The organism is Seleniivibrio woodruffii, from assembly GCF_004339245.1.
In the GTDB taxonomy this organism is placed as follows: domain Bacteria; phylum Chrysiogenota; class Deferribacteres; order Deferribacterales; family Geovibrionaceae; genus Seleniivibrio; species Seleniivibrio woodruffii.
Genome location: NZ_SMGG01000006.1, coordinates 220,940 through 246,750, shown reverse-complemented (window position 1 = coordinate 246,750; position 25,811 = coordinate 220,940). Strand labels below are relative to the sequence as shown.

Genomic DNA, 25,811 nt, shown 5'->3' with positions numbered 1-25,811 from the left:
CCTATCTGTTGTGTCTGGGTCTCTGTTTAACCACTATTGAGGCTTCCTTCATCTTTCTGTAAATCTCTTCATCGGAAACCTTGTTGCGTGCGGCGTTCACATTGTGCTCGTTTGTCTGATAGCAGGGGGGCAGGCTGTTCAGGGTGATGGCCATAATATCAAGTATACAGCTGGAGCAGGTGCAGACTTCGGGGTTGTGCTCAAGGAACACAGGGAAAATCTCCCATGCTCTCTGTTCGTTGACGTTTTTCAGAAGCTCTATGTCATATTGATTGATTTTAAGCATAAAAGCACCTACAATTTTCTTTGTATATGCATTGAAATATAACATTGCGGGGGACTCTATGCAAGGAAAAACGGCTGTCATCGGCGCCGGCAACTGGGGCACGGCTCTGGCGGCTCTGGCGGCGGAATCTTCAGAGAGGGTGGTTATTTACGCTCTGGAGGACGAGGTCGTCAAAAGTATCAACGAAAGTAACGAAAACACCCTTTACATGAAGGGGATAAAGCTTCCTGAAAATATCGGTTCAAAGCATTTTTCAGAGATAGCGAATATAGACTGCGACCATATAATCTGGACGGTGCCCACACAGTTTTCCGGCAGGGTTGCAAAGCAGTATGCATCCGCTTTCAGCGGCAAGAGCATCCTTATTGCCACAAAGGGTATCGAGATAGACACCGGCGACCTTGTTGTGCATATTCTGGAGCGTGAGTTCGACGGAAAGTTTTCCGTTCTCTCTGGCCCCTCATTCGCAAAAGAGGTGGCTGGCAGAATGCCCACAGCGGTGAGCATCGCCGCCGCAGACGAAGAGGAAGCCAAATGGTGGCAGAACCTCCTTTCGAACAACTATTTCCGCTGCTATTACTGCGATGACATGATCGGGGTTGAGGTGGGCGGAGCAATCAAGAACGTAATGGCCATTGCCACAGGGATATCCGACGGGCTTGGGTTCGGTCATAATGCCAGAGCGGGACTCATCACAAGAGGTCTGACAGAGATGGCAAGGCTTGGCATAGCTCTCGGAGGCAAGGCTGAGACTTTCATGGGACTTTCGGGCATGGGCGACCTTGTGCTCACCTGTACGGGTGATCTCTCCAGAAACAGGCAGGCAGGGCTTAAGATAGCCTCCGGAATGACACTGGCCGAAGTCACTGCTTCAACGAACAACGTTGCCGAAGGGGTATACACAACCAAGGCGGCATATCTTCTGGCAAAAAGGCTGGGAGTTGACACTCCCATCATAAACGAGGTCTACGAGATCCTCTACAACAATAAAAAACCGCTGGATTCGGTAAAAGACCTTATGAGCCGCAGGCTCACGAGCGAAAGAATATGAAAATAATCATAGACGGCAGTTACATTGCATTCCGCACATTCCACAAATCACCCCCTCTGACAAACTCGAAGGGCGTGCCCACATCCGTTGTGCACGGAGTGCTGAACGTTCTGCTGACACTATCGGGCAGATTCGGCAAGGAGAACGTGGCAATAGTTTTCGACCACAAAGGCAAGAACAGACGTCACGACATTTTCCCCGAATATAAGGCCACAAGGGACGCAACGCCCGAAGACCTCAATATCCAGTTTCAGATAATGGATGAGCTTATCCCGCTGATGGGAATAGCCTATTACCGTGTTGAAGGCTACGAGGGCGACGACATCATGGCCACTTTGGCGGTGAACGCAGAGGGCGAGGTGGGGCTCCTCACAAAGGACAAGGACGTCTTTCAGCTTGTTGACGGCAGAATAAAGATATATGACTCCCAGACCAACGAATTCGGCGGCAGGGAGCTTGTTTTCGAGAAATACGGCGTATATCCGGAGCACATGGGCGACCTGCTTGCTCTGGCGGGAGACACTTCGGACAATATTCCCGGTGTTGCGGGAGTGGGGCCTAAGACTGCGGCAAAACTGCTGGCGGACTACGGCGATCTGGACGGCATCTATGCCAATCTGGACAAGCTCAAAGGCAAGCTGAAAGAGAATCTGGAGAACAATAAAGACAATGCATATCTCAGCCGCAGACTGGTTGAGCTTGATATTCTCCCGAAAGATCCCGAACCTGCTGACGGCGAAGACAGGGCAAAGCTTCTGGAAAAACTTCAGGAGTACGAACTGAAAAGCATTTATGACAAGGTGTCCAGAAGCTCCGAAGAGGTTCAGGAGGATGAGGAAATTCAGCCGGAGATCATAGAGATAAAGGAGTGCACGCCTTCCAAGGTCAGTCTTGTGGCTTATGACAACGGAAAACTCTATGCGGCGGGAGACGGCTGTTACTGCGAATATACGGATCAGCCCCTTGAAAACGTTAAATACTTCTATGACATAAAGCATATATACAAGCTGACGGGTTTCAGGTCGGAAAAGATTTACGACCTGATGCTTGTGAGCTGGCTGAACGATGCCGACACAGGCGGTCTTGAGCGGGCGAAGACGGAAGAGCTTCCGGCGTTCATAGCGAGGCTCCTGTCAATGGCGGAGAAAGAGGTTCAGGCTCTGGCCGACAACAGGCTGGAGAGCATCTATTTTGATATGGAGCTCCCCTGCGCCTACGTTCTGGCGGACATGGAGATTGCGGGAATAGCTCTCGACAAGAGCGTTATGGAGGCTGTTGCCGACAGACTTCGTGACGAGGTGGGAAAGGTCAGCGATGATATCAAAAACTTCATCGGACACGACATTAACCTCAACTCCCCCAAACAGCTCCAGAGTTTTCTGTTTGATGAGCTGTCGCTGGTTCCGCTGAAAAAAACCAAAACGGGTAACTCGACGGATGAGGAGGCGCTGAAAGCTCTTATTTCGCTGAACCCCATGTACACGTCGGTTCTGGAAAATATACTGAAATACAGAGAGCTGACGAAACTGCTCTCTACCTATGCTCTGCCCCTTTGCGACTATGCGGGAGCGGACGGCAGGATACATACATCGTTCAAGCAGACGGGGACAGCAACGGGCAGGCTTTCGTCCGTTAACCCGAACATGCAGAACATCCCCATGAAAGGGGACTACGGCGTGCTTCTGCGCAGTGCCTTCGTGCCTGCGGAGGGATATAAATTCGTGTCGTTCGACTATTCACAGATAGAGCTTCGGATCCTTGCCCACCTGACAGGGGACGCAAACCTCAGAGAGGCATACAGGAACAATGAGGATATCCACACAAAGACTGCGGCGGGAATTTTCCATGTTGCCCATGATCAGGTGACATCCCACATGCGCCGTCTGGCAAAGGCCGTCAACTTCGGAATCCTCTACGGACTTTCGGCGTTCGGTCTGTCCAGAGACACAGGCATAGCCCAGAAAGAGGCGAAAACCTTCATAGAAAGATATTTTGCGGCTTATCCCGAGGTGCGCACCTTCATCGATAAAACCGTGAAGGAGACCCGCACGAAAGGCTATGCGGAGACCATAGCAGGGCGCAGAAGATATATTAAAGAGATAAACAGCAGAAACAAGACCATTGCCATGCGGGGCGAGCGGATAGCGGTCAACGTACCCATGCAGGGTTCCGCCGCAGACATAATAAAGCTGGCCATGGTTGAGTGCGGGCGGGTTATTGCCGATAATAAATACGATGCCCGAATGGTGCTTCAGGTGCACGATGAACTGGTCTTTGAGGTGAAAGCCGAACAGGCCGAAGAGTTTGCGCCCGTCATGCAGAGGATAATGGAGAGTGTTGTCACTCTTGAGGTTCCTCTGGTGGTGAACGGAGCGGCGGGAAATAATCTTGGAGAGTTGAAATAATGAATAAGCTGAACAATATTATCCGTGAGAACGCCGAGCTGAAAGAGGAGATGAACAGGCTGATGGAGCTTGTTAAGCGGAATCAGGTGAAGCATGAAGGCTTCCGCACCGTTGAGTTCTCTTTTCTTCTGGCGGAGAGCCTCAGGGAGATAATTGAAAAGCCCCTTCATTATCTTGAAGATATATTCGATGTGGACAGAGCAGTGCTGTGTGTCAACAAGGACATCATGAACTTTGACCGTGAAACGGACAACATAGGCCACAGGGTATATTTCATGGATTCCTCCGCTTTCAAGGCTTTCTTTCTGGAAAGACGCCCCTACACAGGGGAAAGCAGGCTGAATCTTGTGAGTGAGTTCGATGTGTATGAGGATATGGAGTCATACCTCATCGCACCCCTTTTCCACGGGGAGGACATCATCGGCAGCATCAACCTTTACAGCAAAGAGGCCTCAAAATACGGCGGCGAGGTTTCCACTGATTTCATGAAGGATCTGTCGGCAATCGTTTCTGTCTCTCTGCAGAAGATGTACAACACAGAGCTTATCTTCCGCCAGACCCGCACGGACTTCATGACAGGGACTTACAACAAGCTTGCCATGGCTGAGTTTCTGGAAAAGCTCATGGCAGAATACAGACGATACGGCAGGGGATTCTATTTTGTCCTGCTGGATATAGACAACTTTAAGCAGATAAACGATTCCTGCGGCCACCTGACGGGTGACAACGTTATCCGTGAGATCGCAGAGGAGATAAAGGCGGGGCTTCGCACCAGCGACGTTCTCGGCAGGTTCGGCGGTGACGAATATTTCCTAATCCTGCCAAACCACGAGACATCGGACATGTTCACTCTGGTGGAGAGGCTTCAGGATATAGGCAAAAAAGTGTTCAATACTTACGGATTCGATTTTGCCAGCATGTCGGGCGGCGTTGTCGCTGTTCCGGGGGATATCAAGCCTGAGGATTCGCCGGAGGATGTTGTGCGGATAGCCGACGGCAGGCTGTATTACAGCAAAAAGAACGGAAAGGGATTCTTTACAGGTGTTTAAATGATAATTAAAAAGACAGATAAAAAACTTCAGGAGATTCTGGACAGAGGCGACATTATGGAGGGTGAATACCTCCAGACGGTTCTGGATATAATCGCAAACGTCCGCAAAAACGGTGACGAGGCTCTGGCGGAATACACCCTTAAGTTTGACCGATACGACATTAAGAAGAGCGGAATAGAGATATCTAAGGACGAGATGAAGGCCGCATGGGACAATCTGCCCGAAAGACTGAAAACCGCTCTTGAGAATGCAAAAAAGAACGTTGTTCAGTTCCATGAGAAACAGCTTGAAGCCACCTGGATGTATGAAAAATCCAAAGGAACTTTTCTGGGACAGAAGGTCACCGCTCTTGAGAGCGTTGGTGTGTATGTGCCGGGCGGAAAGGCTGTTTATCCCTCCAGCGTGCTTATGAACGTTCTGCCTGCCAAGGTGGCGGGCGTGGATGAGATTGTGATGGTTACCCCCGCAACAGGCGGACAGGTGAACCCTGTGGTGCTTGCGGCGGCCTATCTGGCGGGAGTGGACAGAGGATTCAAGGTCGGCGGCGCACAGGCTGTTGCGGCCCTTGCCTACGGAACTGCGAGCATCCCTAAAGTCTGCAAGATAACCGGTCCTGGAAACATCTATGTGGCTCTGGCCAAAAAGATGGTGTTCGGCAAGGTTGATATAGATATGATAGCAGGCCCCAGCGAGGTTCTGATTGTTGCCGACAGCACAGCCGACCCCGACTACGTTGCGGCGGACATGCTGTCTCAGGCGGAACACGACGAGCTTGCCAGCGCAATTGTAGTAACCGACAGCATGGAGCTTGCGAAAGAGATTGAAAACAGCGTGTATGCACAGCTTGCGGAGCTTCCTAAAAAAGAGATAGCCGCGAAATCCCTTGAGCGTTTCGGTGCGATAATCGTAACGGATAACCTTGAGGAAGCGGCGGACATTGTTAACGATATAGCCGTTGAGCACCTTGAGCTTTGCGTGGAACACCCCATGGAGTTCATGCTGAAAATACGCAACGCAGGAGCCATCTTCCTCGGTCAGAACACACCGGAACCCGTCGGCGATTATTTCGCAGGTCCCAACCACGTTCTGCCCACAGGCGGCACTGCAAAGTTTTTCAGCCCTCTGGGAACATACGACTTCCAGAAGAAGTCCAGCATAATCTATTACTCGAAGGAACAGCTCATGGCCGACATGGACGATATCCGTGTTCTGGCTGAATCAGAAGAGCTGATAGCCCACAGAAACTCTGTGATAATCAGAGAGGACTAACAATAAAAAGCCGCCTCAAAGGGCGGCTTTTGTAATTAAGGTTGTAGCAGCTCGTTTGTGTTTATCTTTCGTCCGTTATGGTAGATATCCGCATCTATCCTGAAATATTTATCCCTGGAAATATCTTTCAGCGTAACGGTTTCCGCTCCCGCCAGAAGAGCCTCCAGTTTCTTTTTCGAGATAAGCCCTAGAGGTCTCTGTTCCCCTTTTATCTCCGGAGTGTTAATGTCACGAAAACGCACGGATATCCCTTTTCCGATGATATCCGGATAGCCTTTTATATCGCACCTGATGGTATCGCCGTCGATAACCTCCACCAGAGAGCAGTCCGCATCTCCATAGGTGGCGGCGAAAACCGGTACGCAAAAAAACAGCATGAGTAATATCTGTATTAACCTCATGCTGAATTAAATCACGTTTAGAAAATATTTCAACGGCTATTGTTTAGCCTGTAGTTTAATATTGGGTATTAAGCTGTCTTGAACCTCTCCATAAGGGAGTTAAGCTCCACTGCCTGCCTTTCCAGATCCGCAACTGTCATGCTTATCTGGGTGACGGCCGCCGCACTCTCCTGAATACCCTTAGAAAATTTTGCCGTATTTTCGGTGGAGTTTTCGATGGCACAGCTCTGTTCGCCTATGGATACGCTTACAAAATCGTTTGATTCCTTCACGCTGCCGACGGCGGTCTGTATCTGACCGAAGATAACATCTGTATCCATGATAGCTCTAACGCCGTTCTCAACGTTGCGCTTGGCATCCGTCATAACGCTGTCTGCGGATTTCGCATCATCGGAGAGCTGCTTTATGATAGAGACTATCTCCTGCGTGGCTGTCTGTGTTTTTTCTGCCAGTTTGCGCACCTCATCGGCAACAACGGCAAATCCTCTGCCCGCATCCCCCGCTCTTGCCGCTTCGATGGCGGCGTTCAGAGCCAGAAGGTTTGTCTGGTCTGCGATGTCTGAAATGGCGAACACTATGTCGCCTATCTTGCCTGATGAAACGTTCAGCCTGTTTATGGCTTTTGATAGGTTGTCGGTGCTGACCCTTATTCCGTCGACCATGTTTACAGCTGTCTGAAGCTGTCTTGAGCCTTTGTCGGTGGAGTCGAACGCTTCGTCGGTGAGCTGCTGCGCCTCGCCTATGTGGCTGTTTATGGTGTGGGAGGTGACGTTCATCTCCTCCATTGCCGAGGCGATGTCGGAAACCTGTCCGGACTGGTCGGCCACGGTGGCTGTAAGCTGTTCTGCCGTTGCGGCTAGCTCGGAACTGCTGGATGCCAGAACTGCGGCGGTGTGTTTGACCTCGGAAACGATATTTCCTATGCCTGCGATGAAGGTGTTAACGTTCTCCGCAAGTTCCTGAAGCTCGTCTTTGGTGGTAATGTTCAGTCTGCTGGTCAGGTCGGCGTCTGAACTGTTCAGAGCCGCTGTCAGTTTTGTGAGCCTTGCGATGCTCGAAACAATTGAGAAGTGTATGATGTATACCAGAACCAGAAGAGCCGCCATCGAGGCGACGGCTATCACAATGTTTGTGATGAGTGCCGCAAGAGACATTTTCACCAGTGAATTGGTCTTGTCTTCAATGCTGAGTGCTATTTTGTCGTCGGCCGCTTTCAGCTGATTTATTCTGGCTGTGGATGCGCTGAACCATTCCTCCGGGTCGATGCCGATGGCCTGTCCGTCAGACTTTGACGCAACAGACTTTCTCAGCTCATCCACCCTGCGGAACTCCTCGCTTCCCGCCGTCTGGGCGTAGATCTCTTTCAGTTCTTTTGATGCCGTACTGAGAAACAGAGAGATATATGTGTTCTGCTCGGCGTTTATGCCGCTGTATCTGCCGAAATCCCCTGAACCGAAATTTCCCTTGCTGAGCACGGTTGTGAGAAACGCTCTCTCAAGCCCCGCTTTCTCTTTTGCATAAAGAAATCCCGCATAGGAGAGAATCGAGCGTGAGACCTCTGCGTTGTCGGTTATTCCGGAAACGCCGTAAACCACTGAAAGCAGTGAGTTGTTTATGCCGGTATAAAATCCGGCCGCTTCCGCAACGGGAATATCAGCCGAATCTGCTTTGCGGCGTATGTCGTTCCGTCCTGATGCCTTGTTAAGCACTGATGATATTTCAGCTTTAAGCTCCACAGGAACGTCCGCTTCCTCAAGGAAAACAGAAAGCTCCTCTGCGGCCTTGTCGGTGGCCTGACGCTGAACCGGAAGCTCGCCTGCGAACTTGTTTCCTCCGCTTGCGATGAATCCCGATGTCATTCCACGCTCTTTCTGAAGCTCATGAACCAGTCTGCTGATGACTGACGATGTGTCCACCAGAGCTTTTACCTGCTGCATTCCTTTGTAGCTGGCATAGTTGCTGTACATTGACGAAAAAGAATAAAAAAGCAATGCAGCAACCGGAAAAATCACTGCCAGAGTGATCTTTTTCTTAATACTCATTTGGAACCCCCACATTGATACATAATAAGATAGTAACTGTCTGAAACAGTTTTGTATATTAAAAGTGGAGGTAAAAATTGTAAGATTTATGAAGAATATTAAGATTTTATGAGTTTGTGATTATGTTATCCGTTTGTGTTTCCATGTTGTGGACGGGCAGAACTATACGCACAATGACCCCTGCATCGGTGTTAAGAATGTCTATTGAGCCTTTCATGTATTTTTCGATTATGGTTTTTGAGACAAAAAGCCCCAGCCCGATCCCTTCGCCCTCGTCCCTTGTTGTGAAATAGGGTTCGAACATCCTGCTGAGAACGTCATCCTTTATCTGTTCGCCGTTGTTCCTGACTGAAAGCACAACGCTGTCGTTCAGAAATTTAACATGGAACTCCATTTCGCCCCTGTTTTTCAGACCCTTTTCAATTGAGGATATTATGGCGGAACGTGCATTTGATATGATGTTCAGGATTATCTGCTTCATCTCCATCCGGCTGCACAGAACATATCTGCCTGTCTGTTTGCAGTCAGGTCTGGTCAGTTCGTTGCGGCATGAGAAATAGTCCTTTTCGCATTCACATATCACCGAGAAATCTATCCCGGACTGCTGTAGCTGGCTGAACACCAGAGAGATGCACTCCATCAGCAGATCGGTTATCTGAATGTGCTCTTCGTCGTGTCTGTTGCTGAAAAAACTTCTGAAATCATCGATGGTGGAGGACATTTTCATTATCAGTTCCATGGAAAGAACCGTGTTGTCCTTAATCTCCCCTGCGCCTATTCCTGCCAGATCGGCCATTTCCTGCGTGTCCTGAACCAGAAGCGCAAGGGCGTTCAGGGGTTGGCGCCACTGGTGCGCAACTGCGCAGAGCATGTCGCCCATAAGCTCCAGACGGCTCTTGCTGAGTATTTTTTCTTCAAGGTTCATGTATATGCGGTTTTCTGCGGACATTCTGGCGGATTCGGGTCTGTGGAATGCCGAATGGCTTCTGATAAAGCGCCTGTTCTCGTCCCGTTCCACCGTTCCGTTGAAAACAAGCTCAACGGGACTGCCGTCCTTATGTTTCAGAACAAAAGTGAAATTTTCGATTATTCCCTTCTCTTTCAGACGGGAGAATCCGGCCTTGAATTTTTCCAGATAGGTTTCGTGTATGAAATCCCCGAACCATCTGCCGACAACCTCATCCTGAGAATATCCCAGAGTGTCCAGCCAGACCTGATTTATGTCGAGGATAATGCCTGAATCGTCAATTGAATGGTATCCTATTGATGAACGTCTGATCAGTTCTCTTAGGGCTGTGTTTTCAGTGCGCAGTAAGTCGGTGCTGTCCTGTTTCGGGTTCATCCTGAGCCTGCATTATATAATAGTTTAATAGTAGATTATGAAAGTACACATTGCAACAAAGATTGAACGGATTATCGACTAAAAAAGTCCGTCCAGCCCCAGAGTTTTTGTGAAATTCCATATGTTCATAAAAAAAGCGTCGAATCTGGAAACCTTTACCTGCTCCTCTTCCCTTTTCCAGAAGTACAGGTCGCTGACAGGGTATAAATACCCGAAAGTGTAGGATGTGTGGGTTGATGTTTTTCTGGCGATGAGAGAGAGGGGATATCGGTAGATCAGTTCCTGCTGTCTGACAATGGTCTCGGCCTTTTTTCGTATGTCTGCGGCTTGGGACAGCAGGCTGTCTACATAATATTCCGATGAATCCCTGAGGTTGGTGTTGCGGTGGGCGGCGGCAAGAAGGGTGAGTTCACGGTGCTTTGCCCTGAGAGCTGTGACACGCATGCCGTTTATTATCTCGGCGCGCAGAGTATCTTTCATGAACTCTGTGTCGCCGTGCATATTTTCAAGTTTATCCGTGACGGCGGAGAACCGCTGCCAGAACTCATCCAGAAGAGCCGCCTGTTTTTTCATGCGCTCCCTGTGTCTGTCCCCGATGACGGGCAGGGCGGCCTTGACAACGGAAAAGCTTCCGGAAGTCGGCTGAAATGTCCGGTTGAAAGGGTAAGGCATCTCTTCGAAAGGCGTCTTAGCGGCCATGAGAGCTATCAGATTTCCGTTTTTCAGATATTTTTCCTGAATCAGGACAGCCTTGTGCCAGAGACCGACCGAATCCTTGCCGAAAAGCTCAGTAAGGGCGAAATCCTCCCGCACCTTCAGTTCCCGTCCGTTCTCATACAAGTGCCATGTGAACCGTGCGATGCTGTAGTCTATGAGCCAGTAACCCCACTCCCAGCCGCTGGTGAAGGTGACATGGCCTGCCGCTCCGTCATCTTTCAACAGCTCTATGTCCTCATATCTGCTTTTCAGATACGGCAGAAGAAAAAGGGGCACGGATGTGTCGAACGTCACCCAGTAGGATGATTCCGGCCAGTACCATGTCTCTCTTATGTCCTTGTTCTCAAGGAGCAGGTCATACATGAACCGTATATTTTCGTTGCCGTATACCGGAGCTTTGCTGTCCGCCAGTCCGTAAAACATTACTGAATGTATGAGCATGCCGGCATATGATGGTGTTTCAGAGTGTCTTCGTTTTATGACATGGGTGTTTTCGAACACTTTACGGTGATATTTTTTTGAAATAAGCTCCATTATGTACCGTTTCTTATCGGGCATCAGCACAGCCAGATCGGGCAGAAACTCGCCCATGGTGAAATCTATGCATACATAGTCGAAAGGAACCTGCATCAGCCAGCCTATGTTCCTGTCTATCTGCTTTTCATAACTTTCCGGCCTCAGAACCTCCATGGCCTGAAACGCTTTTTGCTGTAGAGTGGAGAGGCTTATCACCGCCCCCGTCTCAAGCCCTCTCGCCTTTGCATAGCGGATGTACTGCGATGCGTATTCCGGCCAGATTGTGCGGTCGGCAGTGCGCAGAACCCAGAACTGGAAAACGTTCTGACCGTTGCGAACCAGCCAGTCGATATACTGCTTCACCTCATCGGTTCCGAAAGGCACGTCCGGATCGAAAAGCGGTTCGGTAAGCTCCACAGGATGCATGGTGTGCATGTGAAAGCCCCGTTTGGCAAAAACAGGCTCCCCGCTGAAATCAAACCGTGAGGGAAGCGGCCATTTTTCGTATATGGGAACGTAGGTATCTTTGGGGTGATAAAACCTGAACCCCAGCTTGTGCTGAAGCAGTCCGTAGATTCCGTTTACAATGCCCTGAGGTGTTTCTGCGGTGATGGTCACCGTAACACCCGCCCCTTCGGCTATAGAGGCGGATGTTACATGGTAGCCATGTAGCTTGGTAAGAACTTTAAAAGGAGGTTTATGAAGCAATTTATGTCTAACGGCTCTGACGTTGAGCCGAATATTCACATTGCCGGATACTTCGTTGATTGAAACCGCTGTATGAGGAAAGCTCTGTTTCAGAAGCATTCCGGCGTCTGCCAGTGCTATATTGACAGAGGTGTCTGACAATAGTTCAGAGGGCACGTAAAAATTTATACGGTTTTGTGCGGCATTGGCGTCTAAAAAGAGGAAAATAAAGAAAAAAGTCAGTATTAACTTAGATTTGGACATTAAATACGCCCTGAAAAATATTTTTTAGGGCGATTTTACCTCAGGAAGGTCATAGAAAATTCACATTATTGTCAAATCAGATGTCGTCAGGATCAGGCTCTTCGTCCTCGCTGTCGAAACTGGGTCGTGCGAGAACGTCTATGTCACGGAGCTTGCCGTCAAACTCATTCAGAAGAAGCTTTACGATGCTGTCCTGCTCGGCTTCCTTCTTGATCTGCATGTCGTGGAACGTCTCAATACGCTCCTTTTTTTCAATTATGCTTTTTTTTTTGGAATCCTGCTCAAGGGTGACTGCGACTTCCTTAATGTTGGGGAAGGCCTGCGGTATTATGGTGTTGAGCAGGTCGATGTTCTGTTTTCTGACTATATAGTCGTAGTGGAATTTTTTGTCGGTGCTGAAACCGATGGATAGAACCCCGCCAGCAAGCTGAATTATATAACCGTGGCTGAGGTTTGACGCTACGAGGGGCTGCTTCTGCTCCTCCAGTGCGTTCATTATGTTCTGGAGCTGAATGTCGGTGGAGTTGAGCGTGGGCTTTGCGGAAACCTCCGCCTGAGGTTTCTGTATCATTGTGGGTGCTGATGCCGCAGCAGACTGAAGCGGAACCGAAGGAGCCTTCGCCGAACCTGCGGGAACCATTCCCGTTGTGGATATAAGCCCTGAAAGGCTTGCGGCCTTATACATTCCGAATTCGAAAACATACTGGCTGAAGCTGAAAAACTTTATGTCGTTCAGAAGCTTCTGGAAAACCTGAAACAGAGCGAAAAGCCTCTGTTCGCTGGAAGCCTGTGCCAGAGAGGCATAGAACTCGTTCTCCTTGGAAGTAAGCTCCGGATTGTCCTTTTTTGTGATTATGCGGAGCATCAGATTTCTCGTATGCTCAATGAGGGTTTCGGCCGCAAAGGTATGGTTTATGCCTTTGGCGGTGAGCTCTGCGCATATCTGGGGAATGTCCTGTGTATTCTCTTTTATGACCGCTTCGAACAGTCTGTTCATTATGCTCTTGTCGGAGTAGCCCAGCAGAAACGAGGTGTTTTGTTCGTCCAGACTGCCTCCGGTGAATGCGATTATCTGATCCAGAAGCGAGAGTGAGTCCCTCATGCACCCGTCGGAGTTTCGCACGACAAGGCTCAGGGCATCAGGTTCATAGGTTATGCCCTCGCTGTCCAGAGCGTTCGCAAGGCTTTTATACATGATATCAAAGGGTATTTTGTTAAAATCGTATTTCTGGCAGCGGGATATTATCGTTGCAGGAATACGGTGGGGATCGGTTGTTGCCAGAATGAAGATGACGTATTCCGGCGGCTCCTCAAGGGTCTTGAGCAGTGCGTTGAAGGCGTGCTCGGTGAGCATGTGCACTTCGTCTATTATGTATACTTTGTATTTGCACTTCATCGGCAGGAAGCGGACGGCCTCCCGCAGATCTCTTATCTCGTCGATACCTCTGTTTGATGCACCGTCGATCTCGGCAACGTCCATGGAGGTTCCGCTTGTTATCTCAAGGCAGTTTTCGCATTTGTTGCAGGGGTTGCATCCGTCAGGGTCGAGACAGTTGACAGCCTTTGCCAGAATACGGGCGGCACTGGTCTTTCCCACGCCTCTGGGGCCTGTGAAAAGATATGCGTGAACGATGCGCCCCATCTCGATGGAGTTTTTCAGGGTGGTTACAACAAACCCCTGACCTGAAAGCTCGTCAAAATTTTGCGGGCGTAATTTTCTGGCTAGTGCGATGTATGACATAAGTAGAAGGTAAATTATGTTGCCCTTAACGTCAAGGTATAGTTGCTGTTTATATACTTCGCATTACTTCGTCAGCTCTGCCTCGGAACAGCTCACATACTTTTTATGTATGTTCGCAGTCAGCTCGTTGAGTTTCCTTGTACTGCTCGTATCTAAGCGGCAATTTTAAGAGGGGTTATTATGTGTTAAAGGTTGTTTGCTGATGAGAGCCAAGCAGTTTAAGGCGGAATTCGGAAAATCTTTTGAGTGTACATATCGGGTACATGATAAAGATTTTTTGAATGACAACGCAGAAATGCGCCGGCTATGATCAGCAAGATAAAAAAAGCCCCGCCGAAGCGGGGCTTGTATCTTACAGTTCGTGGTAGCCGAGGCGTTTTGAGATCTCCCTCGCATATTTCCTTGCGATGGGCAGTATCTCCTTTTCCATCCTGTGGTCGGTCATCCGGTATGCGGGGCCTGTAACAGACAGAGCCGCAACGGGCACGCCGAGGTAGTCCTTAACCGGAACTGCTATACAGCGTACTCTGTGCTCAAACTCCTCGTTGTCGAATGCATAGTTGTCAACAGCCACTCTTTTCAGCTCTTTCTTGAGAACCGGAAGAGAGGTTATTGTGTTGTCGGTGTATCTTTTGAGCCTTGCGCCCATATATATCTTGTTTATCTCCTCTTCGGAAGAGAACGCCAGCTGAACCTTGCCGATGGCGGTGCAGTAGGCGGGAACGTCCTTACCCACTCTGGAGACGACACGAACCGGGAGGTTTGTTTCGGCGATGTCGAGGTAGATAACGTTTCCTTCACGCAGGATTCCGATATAAACGGACTCGTTGACATCGGAAACAATTTTTTCCATAAACGGACGTGCAAGTTTTAAAATTCCGAGTTTGTTCACAAACTTCTGACCAAGATTAAAGATGCCTATTCCGAGGCGGTAGTTCTCGGTGTTCAGATTCTGCTCGATATACCCTCTTGAGGCGAGAGTTGCGAGGAGTCTGAAAACATTGTTTTTATGAAGTCCCAGCGATTTGCTGAGTTCGGTCACGCCAAATTCGTCTTTATTTTCAGCGTTGCGGAAAACTTCGAAAAGCTGCAGCGCATGATAAACTGACTGAACCGGTTTAACATCTGGCTTATATCCCATAGCAATCACTCCTTTGCCATACTAGTGAATAAATTAGAAAGTCGTTATAATATTTGCCTATATCTTTAGCAAGAGTAAACCACAGTTTTGTAAATTAAGAAAGTGAAATTTATAAAAAAACGTGTGAAAAATACGGCTTTGAAACAATTGTCTGTTCAACTTCTGTCCATATTGATATAATCACCAGTTGCGAGGGTGAAAATTATGGAAAAAAAACTGCCGATTTCTGTGGCGATAATATCGTTCAACGAAGAGCAAAATATAGAAAGGACTTTGAAAGCGGTGCTCCCTTTTGTTTCAGAGGTCATCATTGTGGATTCACACTCCACTGACGGCACCCCCGAAATAGCAAGGATGCTTGGCGCAAAGGTATATGATGAGGACTGGAAGGGGCATATTGCCCAGAAAAATTCCGCACTGGCAAAGTGCACTATGCCGTGGATACTTTGTCTTGACTGTGACGAGGTTGTGGACGAAGGCCTGCGGGCGGATATTGAGAGGGCTGTAAACAGCGGGGAGCTGGACGGCTATTCTGTGAACAGGCGCACTTTCTATATGGGAAAGTTTCTGAAGCATTCATGGCAGCCTGACTGGAAACTGCGTCTGGTGAAGCGTGACAGCAAGCCCGAATGGGGCGGCTATGATCCCCATGATGTTCTGAAGATCAATGGCAAAACCGGGAAGCTAAGGGGCGGACATCTTCTGCACTACTCATATAAGGATATATACGACCACTATCAGCGTCTGGTGAAATACGCCAAGATCGCCGCCCAGTCATATCACAAAAACGGCGAGGACTTCTGCTACTGCGATCTGGTTATAAAGCCTGCATTCGCTTTTATCAAAAAATATATTCTGAAAGCCGGATTTCTGGACGGCTATGCAGGTTTTGCGGTGGCGTGCAGCTCATTTATATATGTGTATCTGAAATATCTGTTTCTGAAAGAACTCCTTGATGAGGATGAGAAAAATGGCAAAGATAATATCCGTAGGTAACATTTCGCTGGGAGGAACGGGCAAGACACCGTTCACCATTATGATAGCGAAACATTTTATAGAGCAGGGAAAAAAGGTCTGCATCCTTTCAAGAGGATACAGAGGGCGAATCGGCTACGACACCCATGTGATAAGCGACGGCAAAAATATTCTCATCGGTCCCGACAAGGCGGCGGATGAACCCTATATGATAGCGGTGAACTGCCCGGAGGCCATCGTGATCACCGGAAAGGAACGGGTCAAATCCTTCAAATTTGCGGAAGAAGAGTTTGCGCCCGACATATATATATTAGATGACGGATTTCAGCATAAAAAAATGCGCAGGGATATCGACATCTGCCTGCTTGACCACAAGAGACCTGTTTCCACAGGATGGATGTTCCCTTTCGGCTATCTGCGTGAACCCGCATCTGCCATAAAGAGGGCGGACATTGTTGTCTTCACCCGTGCGGAGGACGACACTATTCCTGAAAAAACGGCGGAGTATGTCAAAGATAAACCCGTATTTTTCAGCAATATAGAGTTCAAAGGGTTTTTTAACGAGGGCGGATGTATAGAAGAAGATCTGAAAGGGAAGAGCGTTCTGGCTTTTGCAGGAATAGCATCACCCTATAAGTTCTTTGAGTTTCTGAAGAAACTTGGACTCAAGGTCGCCCGCAGAAAGATATTCGGCGACCACCATATATACCTGGATCGTGAAGGCTACAGCATGCAGAAAAAGGCCGCAGAGATGGAACTTGACTATCTGGTGACCACGGAAAAGGACTACATCAAACTTACGGACGACATGAAGAAGGATACGATATATACCAAGATAGATATTGAACTGCGCAACCGTGACAGATTTTTTCAGATACTGGATATGAGATAAAAACGGACATGAAAAAGCCCCCGTACCGCCTTGTAATCAAGACCGTTTTAACGGGGGCCTTTTTGAGCTGAGGTATTAATCGTCGTACCTCCTGATTTATTTTAACAACCGTGCGAGGCCTTTCTTTCACACGAGACTTTGTAAGCGTCTCCCACTTTTTTTGCCCGCCTTGGCTGATACTTCTAATATATGATGACGCATTTTTTCCGCAATAGGAAAAATTATCATACAGCCGGATTTCTTTTGATCCACGATGTTATCCCCTGCGGCATGTGATAGTGCGGTTCAGGGAGAACCTCCGCAATGATTATGCAGGTCTCCGGTCTGAGATATGAGAGCACCGAGAGATAGATATCCTCCGATGTCGCCTCTGTGCGCAGAAGCCAGGCATCCTTCTTAAAGCGAACCCCATCGTGTTTGTTCAGCTCTCCGGTTATCTTCGATTCGATGTTGAGATCGTTTTTGAAATCGCAGCTCACTATAAATAATCTCATGGGAACCTCCAAATAATACACTAACTGAAAATTAAGTTGCCAAAATATCCGGTTTGCGTTATAAATCATAATTATACGCTATGGCTAGCAAATTCACAGATACATAAAATCTATTTATATCCACTCAAGGTGTCATATGGCAGACTACAGAAAATATGCATGTGAAATAAGCGGTAAACTATTCAAGGATGTGAACAAAAAGGGAATCAGGAGAGACAAGCTGGCAAAAGAGCTTAACATCTCTGAAAACCAGATAAAAAACTATGCATACGACAGCACAAAGTCAGCCACTCTGGAAAATTTTCTTCATGTTCTCATAACCTACAGGTGTGAAACGGTTTTAGACTTTATAGCAAAAGATATGGGCTACAGCGTGTATAGACTGCCGGAAGTTCACAATACGGGACAAAACACTGCCGAAGCCGCCGCCGAAGTGCTCTCCGCCGGTGCAGAGGCTGTTTCGAACGCTCTCAAAGATACCGACGGTCAGGTGAAGCTGAAAGCAATACGCAAAGCCATAGAAAAACTGCTTATTCTGGAAAAGAACATACAGTCATAAACCTGTAAAAGTTATCATTTAATGAGGTCTGGTGGTGATTCTCCCGTTTTTTTGGAGTATACTTATAATTACCCAATAGAATTTTCTGAACGAAACGGAGGGAATAGTGAAAAAACTTTTTCCGTTGTACTACAACAAGGTAAGCCCGTGCTACGCCAGAGACCATCTGGGAAACCACGGGTGCTACGCCAGAAACGACATCCCCAGATTCCTCTTTCTCGCCTCCGAGGGGCGTTTTGAGGAAGCCTTTTATGTTTTAAAAGAGACCAACCCTTTCAGCTCCGGCTGCGGAAGATTTTGCGACCACCCCTGCGAAACAGCCTGCAACAGAACAAAGTTCGATCAGCCTGTGGATATAAAGGCCATGGAACGGTTCGTATCGGACTATGGATATGCCAACGGGCTTAAGCCGAAGATGCTTTCGGAGAGCAAAACAAAAAAAGTGGCCGTGATAGGCTCAGGACCTGCGGGGCTTGCGGCGGCATACTTTTTGGCGCGCCACGGCTACCGCACCGACGTATACGAAAAACAGCCGGTTGCCGGAGGACTTCTGACTCAGGGTATCCCTGCATTCCGCTATCCCAGAGACGTTTTTGAGAAGGAGCTTGCATTCATAAAGGATGCGGGTGTGAACATAAAATGCGGCGAGGCCATCGACAAGAACAGATTTCTGAACATCGCCCGTGACTACGACGCCGTGATAGTTGCCACCGGAGCACATAAGCCTGTGGAATTGAACATTGAGGGAGAGAAGACCCTCGGCGTGGAATCTGCCATTCCATTCCTGCGGAGGGTTAACTTCGGCAGAGCGGAAGAACTGAAAATCAAAAAGGGCGAAAAGATAGGGGTTATCGGCGGCGGCTATTCCGCCATCGACGTTGCCAGATGCAGTGTGCGTCTGGGGGCAAACCCGACAGTTGTATACCGCCGCACAGTGGGCGAAATGACAGCTCATTCCGGCGAGGTGGAGGATACTAAAAAAGAGGGCGTGGAGTACAGATTTCTCCGTCAGCCCATACGTATAGAAAAACACGGCGACAAGCTGAAGCTGATTGTTCAGGTGATGAAGCTGGGGCCTGTGGACGAGAGCGGCAGGGCGAAACCATTTGCTGTTTCAGGCGCACTGGAAGAGCTTATTTTCGATCGCATAGTGCTTGCCATCGGCGACCGACCCGACCTGCATTTCGTGGGCGAGAGGTTCTCGGTGGATTTCCCCAGAATGGTCTGCCCAGATCTTCAGCATGACGAGAGCAGCAAGATATTCATAACAGGCGATGCGGCCATGGGTTCGGTGGAGAGTACAGGAATGGTCGTCCGTGTGGTGGGGCTGGCTCAGGACACGGTCAGAGCCGTCCGTGAATTTCTCGGCGAGAACGTTCCGCAGGAGACAAAGCGGGAGACAGCATTCTACAAAACGCTGAACCTGAAATATTTCGAGACCGCAGGCCGGCTGGTTGAGGAGGAGCTTCCCCAGTCCGAGCGTGTGGGCAACTTCAAAGAGATAGTAAAGACGGTTGACAGCGACATGGCGATGCTGATGTCATCCAGATGCTTCAACTGCGGGATCTGCATAAAGTGCGACTGGTGCTGGTTCTATTCCGACGGTTCGCTGGTTAAGCTGGACAAGGAGTGGAAACCTGCCAAAGACGAACATTATTACGAATTTATAGAAGAGAATCTGTGCAGTGCCACATATAAAAGTGTCGAGGCCTGCCCCCGTTCCGCTCTGACCGTTACTCCGGAAGGCTCCAGACTGGATGAGTTCCGGAAGTGTCAGTACATTTCGGCGGCAAAGATAGCAAAGGGGGACAGCAATGACTGATCAATATTCAACCTCCCGAAATCTGAGCGTGAACGATTTCTCCGGCGGGGAACTGGGACTGCCCAAGGGCGCATGCGGACTTCTTGCCGTTGCGGGAGATTTCAAGCTCAGCGCAGTGCTCAAGGCTGCCAGATGCCTCCAGTACAGAGGGAGAACCGGAGCCGGAGTCACCCTGAAAAGTATTTATAAAGATACGAATTTCTTCAATTTTCACATCATGTTCCGCAGTTCCGACAAAATAGCCGAACTGGAACAGGTGCTCACCACCATGGGGCTTCGGATCCTTGAGAAAAAGGACATGGTGCAGAGAAAATATTATTACGAATATGACCTGCCCGTCATAATGCATTACAGCATCATTCCCCCTTCGCCGGAGGAGATGATGTTCCGTGAGAAGATAAAGGACGAGAGCCTTTATATCAAAACTGTCGTTGCCAGATTCAATAAGCAGTTCATGGATGACGCACGCATATTTTCAAGTTCCAGATACAACGGAACTTTTCTGACCGCTTTCGAGCTTGTGGACACAATCGCAATATACGACATGCCCCAGTATGAGGACAGGTTCTATGACGCCTGCCTCATCCACCTCCGCTGGCCGACAAGTCAGGGCCGCGGACTCTGGTGGGGGCCTCAGCCCATTTCGCTGGGCGAGGTTGCGGGTGTGCACAACGGCCACCTCTCAAGCGACATGGCAAACGCAAGGGCTCTGGAACAGCTTGAGATAATGCTCACCGTGGGCACAGACTCCGAGGCGATATTCCTTGCGGTGGAATATCTGCTGAGAAGCGGCTACAGCCTTGAGGAGATAGAGTGGATAATCTGCCGCAAATTCCCGCAGGAAGTCCGTCTGATGGCTCAGGAGAAACAGGAGCAGTATGCGAAGCTGATGTCCGATCCGCTCCTTTTCCGCATGAAGATGAGCGGCCCCGCAACGGCTATCACCCTTGTGGATGATGTTCTGGTGGGCTTCACCGACAGAGACCACCTGAGGTCGTTCTCCGTCGGTGTGAACGACAAGATTGCCCTGCTGGGCTCGGAACAGAGGGCGGTTATCTCCGCCGCATACTTCATGCACGAGGAGCTTAAGATGTTCGACCCCGAAGCGGGACGGATAGTTGGCTTCACCGTGAAGAACAAAGCTGTTTCCAAACTGGACTATGGGTGGAAGAAAAATGACTGAGATAAGAAAAGACGTTGTCTTTAAAAGACAGATAAAATATACCGAGCCGAAATCAAGGGGCATTTTTGCTCAGGGCGCAAAATACTGGGTGAAGGTCACGGACGAGATTGAAGAGCCGGGCAGGGGGTGCGTCCATTGCTCAACCTGCGTTGAATCCTGCACCCACAACCTCGCAAACCCCGCCTCAGCCACAGGTGTTTTCACCATGGAGGAGGTCTGCTACGATGCGGAGGGCAACCGTGTCCGTTCGGAGGATGCGGACAGTGTGCGGCTCATCGAAAAGATACTCTGGATCAACCCCGATGAGTGCTGCAACTGCAAAAGATGCGTGAAAATGTGTCCCCAGCGGGCAATCAAGGTTTATGAGAACCCTGACTACCACGACATAGGCGTGACCCTGACAGGCCACGAAGAGATAAACAACATAATCAGCCGTGCGGCGGGGAAATCCAGCATTTCATCCGCACATCTGGGCAGGGGCAAGTCAAAGCTCTACACCGACTGGATGATAGACGCCGCAGAGATACTTTCGCCCACCCGTGACCACATGAACGAATACGCAGGACAGATGCGCAGCATGGAGCTGGGCAAAAGACTTGCACGCTTCAAATGCGATGTTCCAATAATGGACGTTCACCAGTCTTACGGCTCGAACAGCCATGAGGCGGTGCTCGCCAGAATGATGGCCTGCGTCAAACTCGGCAGACCCTTTTTCACAGGCGAAGGCTACATCCACCCCGATATGATGCCAGCCGCCAGCCACTGTATTCTCCAGTTCGGTTCCGGCGGTTTCGGCCCCTGGGTTGAGTTGGACAAGTTCGCAGGGTTTTCCATGAAATACGGTCAGGATGCCAAAAAGGGTAAGGGCGGCAGACTGCAGGACAAGAAGAACGACTATGAGATAGCACTTCTGCGCTGTGTGGAAGCACTCAGACATTTAAGTTCTCCGAACCCCCAGCATCTTCAATATTCCATCGAAGAACTGCCCATGCGTGTGGAATCCCTCCGTGCGCTTCTGGGCGATAAAAAACTCATCGGTGCCGACGTTTACGGCACGGCATGGAACTTCCCCGAAATATGCGTTGCCATAGCAAAGGCAGGTTTCGACTATATCACAATCAAGGCCGGGGACGGCTCCACAGGTGCGGCGCACCTTGTGGATCTCCAGAACAGAGGCCTCAATATAATCTATCTCACTCACAAGGCAGACCTCGCACTCCGCTCGGAAGGCCTTCGTGAGCATGTTTCCATCATAGCCGAAGGCGGCATTATGGATTCATTCGGCGCAATGCTCGCCATGCTTGCGGGTGCGGACTTTGTGGGGCTTGGCATGCGTACGCTCCACGTTCTGGGCTGTACCCTCTGCCAGAGATGCCACACAGGCCAGTGCGCATGGGGCATCACCTCCAGAAAATACGGCCACCGCATAGACCCCGCAACAGCCAGCGACAGCATCGTGCGGATGATAAAGAGCTTCCACGAGGATATGGAGGGAATGGCGGCAGGACTGGGCATGTCGAACCATGCGGATGTCATAGGCGCACGCCGTTTCAGATATCACGGAAGCGACCCGCTCCTTTTCGAGACCTTCGGCAGGGGCGAAACACCCAAGCAGGTTCCCCATGTGGATGTGAGGGAGCGCACCAAAAAGATATTCAAATCCCGTGAGGTATCATACGCAGAAAATACTGAGCGGTTTGAGAAAATACTGAAAAATATAGAAGGCGACAGCCTTAAAATCGACATAGGCTTCGACCAGATAGAGTCCATGCAGCTGAACCACCTGATGAAGGAGGCGGCTGACAGAGGCGTTAAAAAATTCTTCCTCGACAACGTCATGGGACAGAGAACCATAGGCACGGGCATCAGATGTGATGAGATAACCGTCCGTGGTCTGGTGGGCAACCACTCGTTTGCATTTGTGCGTGACGTAAAGATTAACGTTATCCCCAATCACAGCACAATAACAACAGTGCCCGCAAACGCTCAGGTGGGCGTTGCCAACACTTCAAACCCGTCCGAGATAAACATTGCCGGAGATGTCAGTGACCTTTTCGCCGCATATGCCATCAGCGGAACCTTCCGGGTGGCAAAGAGCGGCGGCGTGCGGAACCTTCTGCTTATGAAGGCCGGACTGCCCGAAGAATGGAAGAAGACCGATGCGGAAAAGTTTATCGGCGAGGATAAAAACGTTATTCTCAGCGAGCTGACCCGCAGATATCAGAAACGCAGAGCCAGACGTGCACGCACAACATGGCAGGATTTCCTGAAGGATTTCGAACAGAAACTCCACAACAGAAAACCTCCCGTTGCGGTTTACGGCCTCGGACACGAAAAGGGGATGGGCGACTATTTCATGGAGTATGCGCAGGGCGGAATCGGCGTTATCCTGAACATAGTGAACCGTGAGAACCCCATCGGCTATTATGTATGCAGCGGCATGACCGCCGGAGCGGCCTATATTCGTGGAAACGTCGCCGAAGAACAGCTGGGCGTGGGTGTCCGCAAGATAGATTATCTCACAACGGCAGACATAGAGTTTCTGAAAAACCAGATAGATGCATTTCTGGATGCGTTCAGCGGCGTTGATATCGACAATGAATACAACGAAAGCCTGAAAGCGTTCAGGGCGAAGTATGAAGCCGAGCCTAACAGTGTGTTCAGCGGGTTTTGCAAGATAATCCCCATTTCGAGCCTCACCGCCGAGTCAAATGAATAACGTCATTTTTTCCATCCATGGAAAAATGACGCTAACGCTCCGGTCGGCAAAGCCTTCCTGCGCTCACGTTTCGCATTTACATTCTGCTTAAATGCAGAATGTAAATGCTTCACGAACTTCATCCTGAAGTTTGTGAGCCTTGAATTGCTTGATTCTAAACAGCAATTCAAAAGACGGTGCGGAGTCTTCTATGTGCAGCTTGCTTCGTGGCTTTGCTTTTTGCGAAGACTGGTAGAATTATCGTCACCCTGAGGCTTATGCCGAAGGGTCTCAGTTTTTAATGAGACTCTTCGTTGCACTCAGAGTGACTGTTTCTTTGTAGTCAGCGGTCATTCTGAACACTGGCTGAAGGCTGTATGAGTCAACTTATAGTAATTGCCGAATAGGGTGACGTGAATTGCGTCACTGCGAGCCGATGCAATCGGCGTGGCAGTCTCACATGTCAGGTCAGCGTAACAAGTAAATATACAAATAAAAAAAGCCCTTTAGCTATTAGCTAAGGGGCTTTTGTATGTCGTCATAAAAAAGACTTACTGTTCTTCGCCGCCCATAGCCTCGGCGATGCTCACCTTTTTGTAGCCTGCGGGCACGGAGAATTTTCCGTTGTCGATGGGCTTGGTGTTCACCGACTGGAGCACAGTGGTGTAAGAATCGACAGCTCCTGCGGCCATAGGTACGCCGGGGATGCTGTGGACTGTTTTTTCATAGATGATGTAGCCGACCTTTTCGGATATTTCGTCCAGTTTGGTGCGGATGGGGTCAATGTTCCCTTCGAAATCCATCACTTTGAGCCAGCTTTTAAGTGCTTTCGTGTCGATTTCGTTCAGAATCAGCTGACGAACCTGCGGAGAAACGCATATCTGTGATGCTGCGGGCATGCCCTGAAATCCCACTTCGTATTTGTCGCACTGATAGCCGCCGTATTCTCCCTTGCCTGTCTTCTTGATGGTGATGGGCTGTTTCAGTCCGGCTTCGCTGTTGAACTGAGCCATCATTTCCGGATCCATCTCGGCCATTGCGGCCTTGTTCATATCGGCCAGTTCTTTGAAAGTGGCCTTGAAATATGTTTTATTTTCAGGATTAAAACCATAGATGGTCTGGGTTTTCAGATCGGTTATGTTAAGAATCTGGCCGTTCTCCTGAACAGCTACCCTGTTCTTGGAGAAATAGCTGACGGAAACTATGCCGTCGGTTTTCTCTGTCAGGGTGACATCGGCAAAAGCATACATTGTGAAAAATGTTAATACCGTTACCAAAATTGTCTTCATAGTTGTAATGCTCCATATGCACAAGCGTTGTTAACCAACCATATGATACAATATATTAAAATGGAAATAAATAGCCAAAAGTCCGCTTTTCGGTAAAAATCACGGTTTTTATCTTAATTTGTCAGGAAATTTTCAGCCGATGCTTATTGTTCCTTTAAGATAGTCCGCACAGCGTCCTGCGATGAGCACTCTGTCGTAGTCCAGTGTGCAGAAAAGCAGTCCGCCCCTTTTGGAGACCTGTCTGGCGGTGAGGAGTTTTTTGTTCAGTCTCTCTGTCCAGTAGGGTGTGAGAAGTGTGTGGGCGGAACCTGTCACCGGATCTTCGTCGATGCCGACGTTGGGACCGAAAAATCTGCTGACAAAGTCACAGTTCGATCCTTTGGCGGTGACTATCACGCCTCGCAGGGGAATGTTTTTCAGTGCACGGAAATCGGGCTTCATATTTATGATGTCCTGATCGCTTTCAAACACTGCCAAGTAGTCTGCGGATGCGTAAACTTCGGCAGGTTTACAGCCAAGAGCTTCGGCCAGCCCCGCAGGCTCCTCGCATTTTTCATATTTTGCCACGGGAAAATCCAGTTCCAGAATATCCCCTTTGTTCTTAACTCTCAAAGCGCCGCTTTTCGACTGGAACTCCAGAATCTGCCCTGTGAAGCCCTCGTGGTGGAACATGACGTGGGCGGAGGCGAGGGTTGCGTGTCCGCAGAGGTCGACCTCGGTTTCGGGGGTGAACCAGCGGATGTGGAGCCTTCCCTCACGGGAGAAGATGAAAGCTGTTTCGGAAAGGTTGTTCTCTGCGGCTATCTTCTGCATCAGCTCGTCGGGCAGTTCCTCTGCCAGCGGACAAACGCCTGCGGGGTTGCCTCCGAAAACATTGCCTGTGAATGCGTCAACCTGATAAAACCTGATATCCGTCATGAAAATACCTCTTTCCGTTATTTAGCGGGCAGGCGTGAAGTTCATGGCTCCACGCCTGCCGTAGTGT

20 protein-coding genes are annotated in these 25,811 nt (G+C 49.4%); 10 read left to right on the top strand and 10 right to left on the bottom strand.

The annotated features are described in order from the left end of the window. Position 1: 1 nt before the first annotated feature. Complete coding sequence (locus C8D98_RS12150) at positions 2-286, bottom strand: late competence development ComFB family protein (protein WP_132874431.1); 285 nt, start codon at positions 284-286, stop codon at positions 2-4. A gap of 58 nt (positions 287-344) precedes the next feature. Here C8D98_RS12150 and C8D98_RS12145 point away from each other — a divergent pair, with 58 nt between their 5' ends. The 4 genes from C8D98_RS12145 to hisD are packed head-to-tail and all read left to right on the top strand — an operon-like array spanning position 345 to position 6,063. Then, entirely contained in the window at positions 345-1,337 is a 993-nt protein-coding gene (locus C8D98_RS12145) for an NAD(P)H-dependent glycerol-3-phosphate dehydrogenase (protein ID WP_132874430.1), read from the top strand. Next, positions 1,334-3,742: a DNA polymerase I gene (locus C8D98_RS12140; protein WP_132874429.1), complete on the top strand. Its 2,409-nt coding sequence runs from the start codon at positions 1,334-1,336 to the stop codon at positions 3,740-3,742. The genes C8D98_RS12145 and C8D98_RS12140 overlap by 4 nt, the downstream gene beginning before the upstream one ends. Then, a complete protein-coding gene (locus tag C8D98_RS12135; RefSeq protein WP_132874428.1) occupies positions 3,742-4,791 on the top strand; it encodes a GGDEF domain-containing protein in 1,050 nt (349 codons plus the stop codon). The genes C8D98_RS12140 and C8D98_RS12135 overlap by 1 nt, the downstream gene beginning before the upstream one ends. Then, entirely contained in the window at positions 4,792-6,063 is a 1,272-nt protein-coding gene (hisD, locus tag C8D98_RS12130) for a histidinol dehydrogenase (protein WP_132874427.1), read from the top strand. It begins immediately after the preceding gene. Between the two features lie 35 nt (positions 6,064-6,098). On the opposite strand, the gene C8D98_RS12125 is transcribed toward hisD, so the two are convergent. From C8D98_RS12125 to C8D98_RS12100, 6 genes are all read right to left on the bottom strand, one after another. Further along, positions 6,099-6,440: a thermonuclease family protein gene (locus C8D98_RS12125; protein WP_165871321.1), complete on the bottom strand. Its 342-nt coding sequence runs from the start codon at positions 6,438-6,440 to the stop codon at positions 6,099-6,101. Between the two features lie 92 nt (positions 6,441-6,532). After that, positions 6,533-8,506, bottom strand: coding sequence for a methyl-accepting chemotaxis protein (locus C8D98_RS12120; protein ID WP_165871320.1), 1,974 nt, complete (start codon positions 8,504-8,506; stop codon positions 6,533-6,535). Between the two features lie 106 nt (positions 8,507-8,612). Continuing rightward, positions 8,613-9,848 (bottom strand): sensor histidine kinase, encoded by a 1,236-nt coding sequence (locus C8D98_RS12115; protein WP_132874424.1) that lies wholly within the window; start codon positions 9,846-9,848, stop codon positions 8,613-8,615. A gap of 78 nt (positions 9,849-9,926) precedes the next feature. Then, positions 9,927-11,789 carry a hypothetical protein gene (locus C8D98_RS12110; RefSeq protein WP_165871319.1) on the bottom strand — a complete coding sequence of 621 codons (1,863 nt, stop codon included), beginning with the start codon at positions 11,787-11,789 and terminating at the stop codon, positions 9,927-9,929. A gap of 319 nt (positions 11,790-12,108) precedes the next feature. Beyond that, on the bottom strand, positions 12,109-13,773 hold the full coding sequence (gene dnaX / locus C8D98_RS12105) for a DNA polymerase III subunit gamma/tau (RefSeq protein ID WP_132874422.1): 1,665 nt from the start codon (positions 13,771-13,773) through the stop codon (positions 12,109-12,111). A 352-nt stretch (positions 13,774-14,125) separates the two neighbouring features. Continuing rightward, positions 14,126-14,914, bottom strand: coding sequence for an IclR family transcriptional regulator (locus tag C8D98_RS12100; RefSeq protein WP_132874421.1), 789 nt, complete (start codon positions 14,912-14,914; stop codon positions 14,126-14,128). A gap of 204 nt (positions 14,915-15,118) precedes the next feature. Between C8D98_RS12100 and C8D98_RS12095 the strand changes: the two genes are divergently transcribed. Then, a complete protein-coding gene (locus C8D98_RS12095; RefSeq protein WP_132874420.1) occupies positions 15,119-15,910 on the top strand; it encodes a glycosyltransferase family 2 protein in 792 nt (263 codons plus the stop codon). Next, positions 15,885-16,781, top strand: coding sequence for a tetraacyldisaccharide 4'-kinase (gene lpxK, locus C8D98_RS12090; RefSeq protein ID WP_132874419.1), 897 nt, complete (start codon positions 15,885-15,887; stop codon positions 16,779-16,781). Before C8D98_RS12095 ends, lpxK begins: the two co-directional genes overlap by 26 nt. A 224-nt stretch (positions 16,782-17,005) precedes the next feature. Here the strand turns inward: lpxK and C8D98_RS12085 are convergent, their stop codons facing one another. Then, a complete protein-coding gene (locus tag C8D98_RS12085; protein ID WP_132874418.1) occupies positions 17,006-17,275 on the bottom strand; it encodes a hypothetical protein in 270 nt (89 codons plus the stop codon). Between the two features lie 136 nt (positions 17,276-17,411). On the opposite strand from C8D98_RS12085, the gene C8D98_RS12080 reads away from it, so the two are divergent. The 4 genes from C8D98_RS12080 (at position 17,412) to C8D98_RS12065 (ending at position 23,558) form a co-directional block, all read left to right on the top strand. Next, complete coding sequence (locus C8D98_RS12080; protein ID WP_132874417.1) at positions 17,412-17,834, top strand: hypothetical protein; 423 nt, start codon at positions 17,412-17,414, stop codon at positions 17,832-17,834. 106 nt (positions 17,835-17,940) lie between these two features. Then, positions 17,941-19,656 (top strand): FAD-dependent oxidoreductase, encoded by a 1,716-nt coding sequence (locus C8D98_RS12075; protein WP_132874416.1) that lies wholly within the window; start codon positions 17,941-17,943, stop codon positions 19,654-19,656. Then, complete coding sequence (locus tag C8D98_RS12070) at positions 19,649-20,839, top strand: class II glutamine amidotransferase domain-containing protein (RefSeq protein ID WP_132874415.1); 1,191 nt, start codon at positions 19,649-19,651, stop codon at positions 20,837-20,839. Before C8D98_RS12075 ends, C8D98_RS12070 begins: the two co-directional genes overlap by 8 nt. After that, the gene (locus tag C8D98_RS12065; RefSeq protein WP_132874414.1) at positions 20,832-23,558 is read left to right on the top strand and encodes a glutamate synthase-related protein; all 2,727 of its coding nucleotides are present in this window, start codon (positions 20,832-20,834) and stop codon (positions 23,556-23,558) included. The genes C8D98_RS12070 and C8D98_RS12065 overlap by 8 nt, the downstream gene beginning before the upstream one ends. 530 nt (positions 23,559-24,088) lie before the next feature. Here the strand turns inward: C8D98_RS12065 and C8D98_RS12060 are convergent. Next, positions 24,089-24,826 (bottom strand): hypothetical protein, encoded by a 738-nt coding sequence (locus C8D98_RS12060; protein ID WP_132874413.1) that lies wholly within the window; start codon positions 24,824-24,826, stop codon positions 24,089-24,091. Positions 24,827-24,958: 132 nt separating this feature from the next. After that, positions 24,959-25,744 carry a PhzF family phenazine biosynthesis protein gene (locus C8D98_RS12055; RefSeq protein WP_132874412.1) on the bottom strand — a complete coding sequence of 262 codons (786 nt, stop codon included), beginning with the start codon at positions 25,742-25,744 and terminating at the stop codon, positions 24,959-24,961. Positions 25,745-25,811 lie beyond the last annotated feature (67 nt).

Coding starts and splice junctions, on each gene's coding strand:
- C8D98_RS12150 (WP_132874431.1), bottom strand. CDS start 286: ATGCTTAAAATCAATCAATATGACATAGAGCTTCTGAAAAACGTCAAC.
- C8D98_RS12145 (WP_132874430.1), top strand. CDS start 345: ATGCAAGGAAAAACGGCTGTCATCGGCGCCGGCAACTGGGGCACGGCT.
- C8D98_RS12140 (WP_132874429.1), top strand. CDS start 1,334: ATGAAAATAATCATAGACGGCAGTTACATTGCATTCCGCACATTCCAC.
- C8D98_RS12135 (WP_132874428.1), top strand. CDS start 3,742: ATGAATAAGCTGAACAATATTATCCGTGAGAACGCCGAGCTGAAAGAG.
- hisD (WP_132874427.1), top strand. CDS start 4,792: ATGATAATTAAAAAGACAGATAAAAAACTTCAGGAGATTCTGGACAGA.
- C8D98_RS12125 (WP_165871321.1), bottom strand. CDS start 6,440: ATGCTGTTTTTTTGCGTACCGGTTTTCGCCGCCACCTATGGAGATGCG.
- C8D98_RS12120 (WP_165871320.1), bottom strand. CDS start 8,506: ATGAGTATTAAGAAAAAGATCACTCTGGCAGTGATTTTTCCGGTTGCT.
- C8D98_RS12115 (WP_132874424.1), bottom strand. CDS start 9,848: ATGAACCCGAAACAGGACAGCACCGACTTACTGCGCACTGAAAACACA.
- dnaX (WP_132874422.1), bottom strand. CDS start 13,773: ATGTCATACATCGCACTAGCCAGAAAATTACGCCCGCAAAATTTTGAC.
- C8D98_RS12100 (WP_132874421.1), bottom strand. CDS start 14,914: ATGGGATATAAGCCAGATGTTAAACCGGTTCAGTCAGTTTATCATGCG.
- C8D98_RS12095 (WP_132874420.1), top strand. CDS start 15,119: ATGGAAAAAAAACTGCCGATTTCTGTGGCGATAATATCGTTCAACGAA.
- lpxK (WP_132874419.1), top strand. CDS start 15,885: ATGGCAAAGATAATATCCGTAGGTAACATTTCGCTGGGAGGAACGGGC.
- C8D98_RS12085 (WP_132874418.1), bottom strand. CDS start 17,275: ATGAGATTATTTATAGTGAGCTGCGATTTCAAAAACGATCTCAACATC.
- C8D98_RS12080 (WP_132874417.1), top strand. CDS start 17,412: ATGGCAGACTACAGAAAATATGCATGTGAAATAAGCGGTAAACTATTC.
- C8D98_RS12070 (WP_132874415.1), top strand. CDS start 19,649: ATGACTGATCAATATTCAACCTCCCGAAATCTGAGCGTGAACGATTTC.
- C8D98_RS12065 (WP_132874414.1), top strand. CDS start 20,832: ATGACTGAGATAAGAAAAGACGTTGTCTTTAAAAGACAGATAAAATAT.
- C8D98_RS12060 (WP_132874413.1), bottom strand. CDS start 24,826: ATGAAGACAATTTTGGTAACGGTATTAACATTTTTCACAATGTATGCT.
- C8D98_RS12055 (WP_132874412.1), bottom strand. CDS start 25,744: ATGACGGATATCAGGTTTTATCAGGTTGACGCATTCACAGGCAATGTT.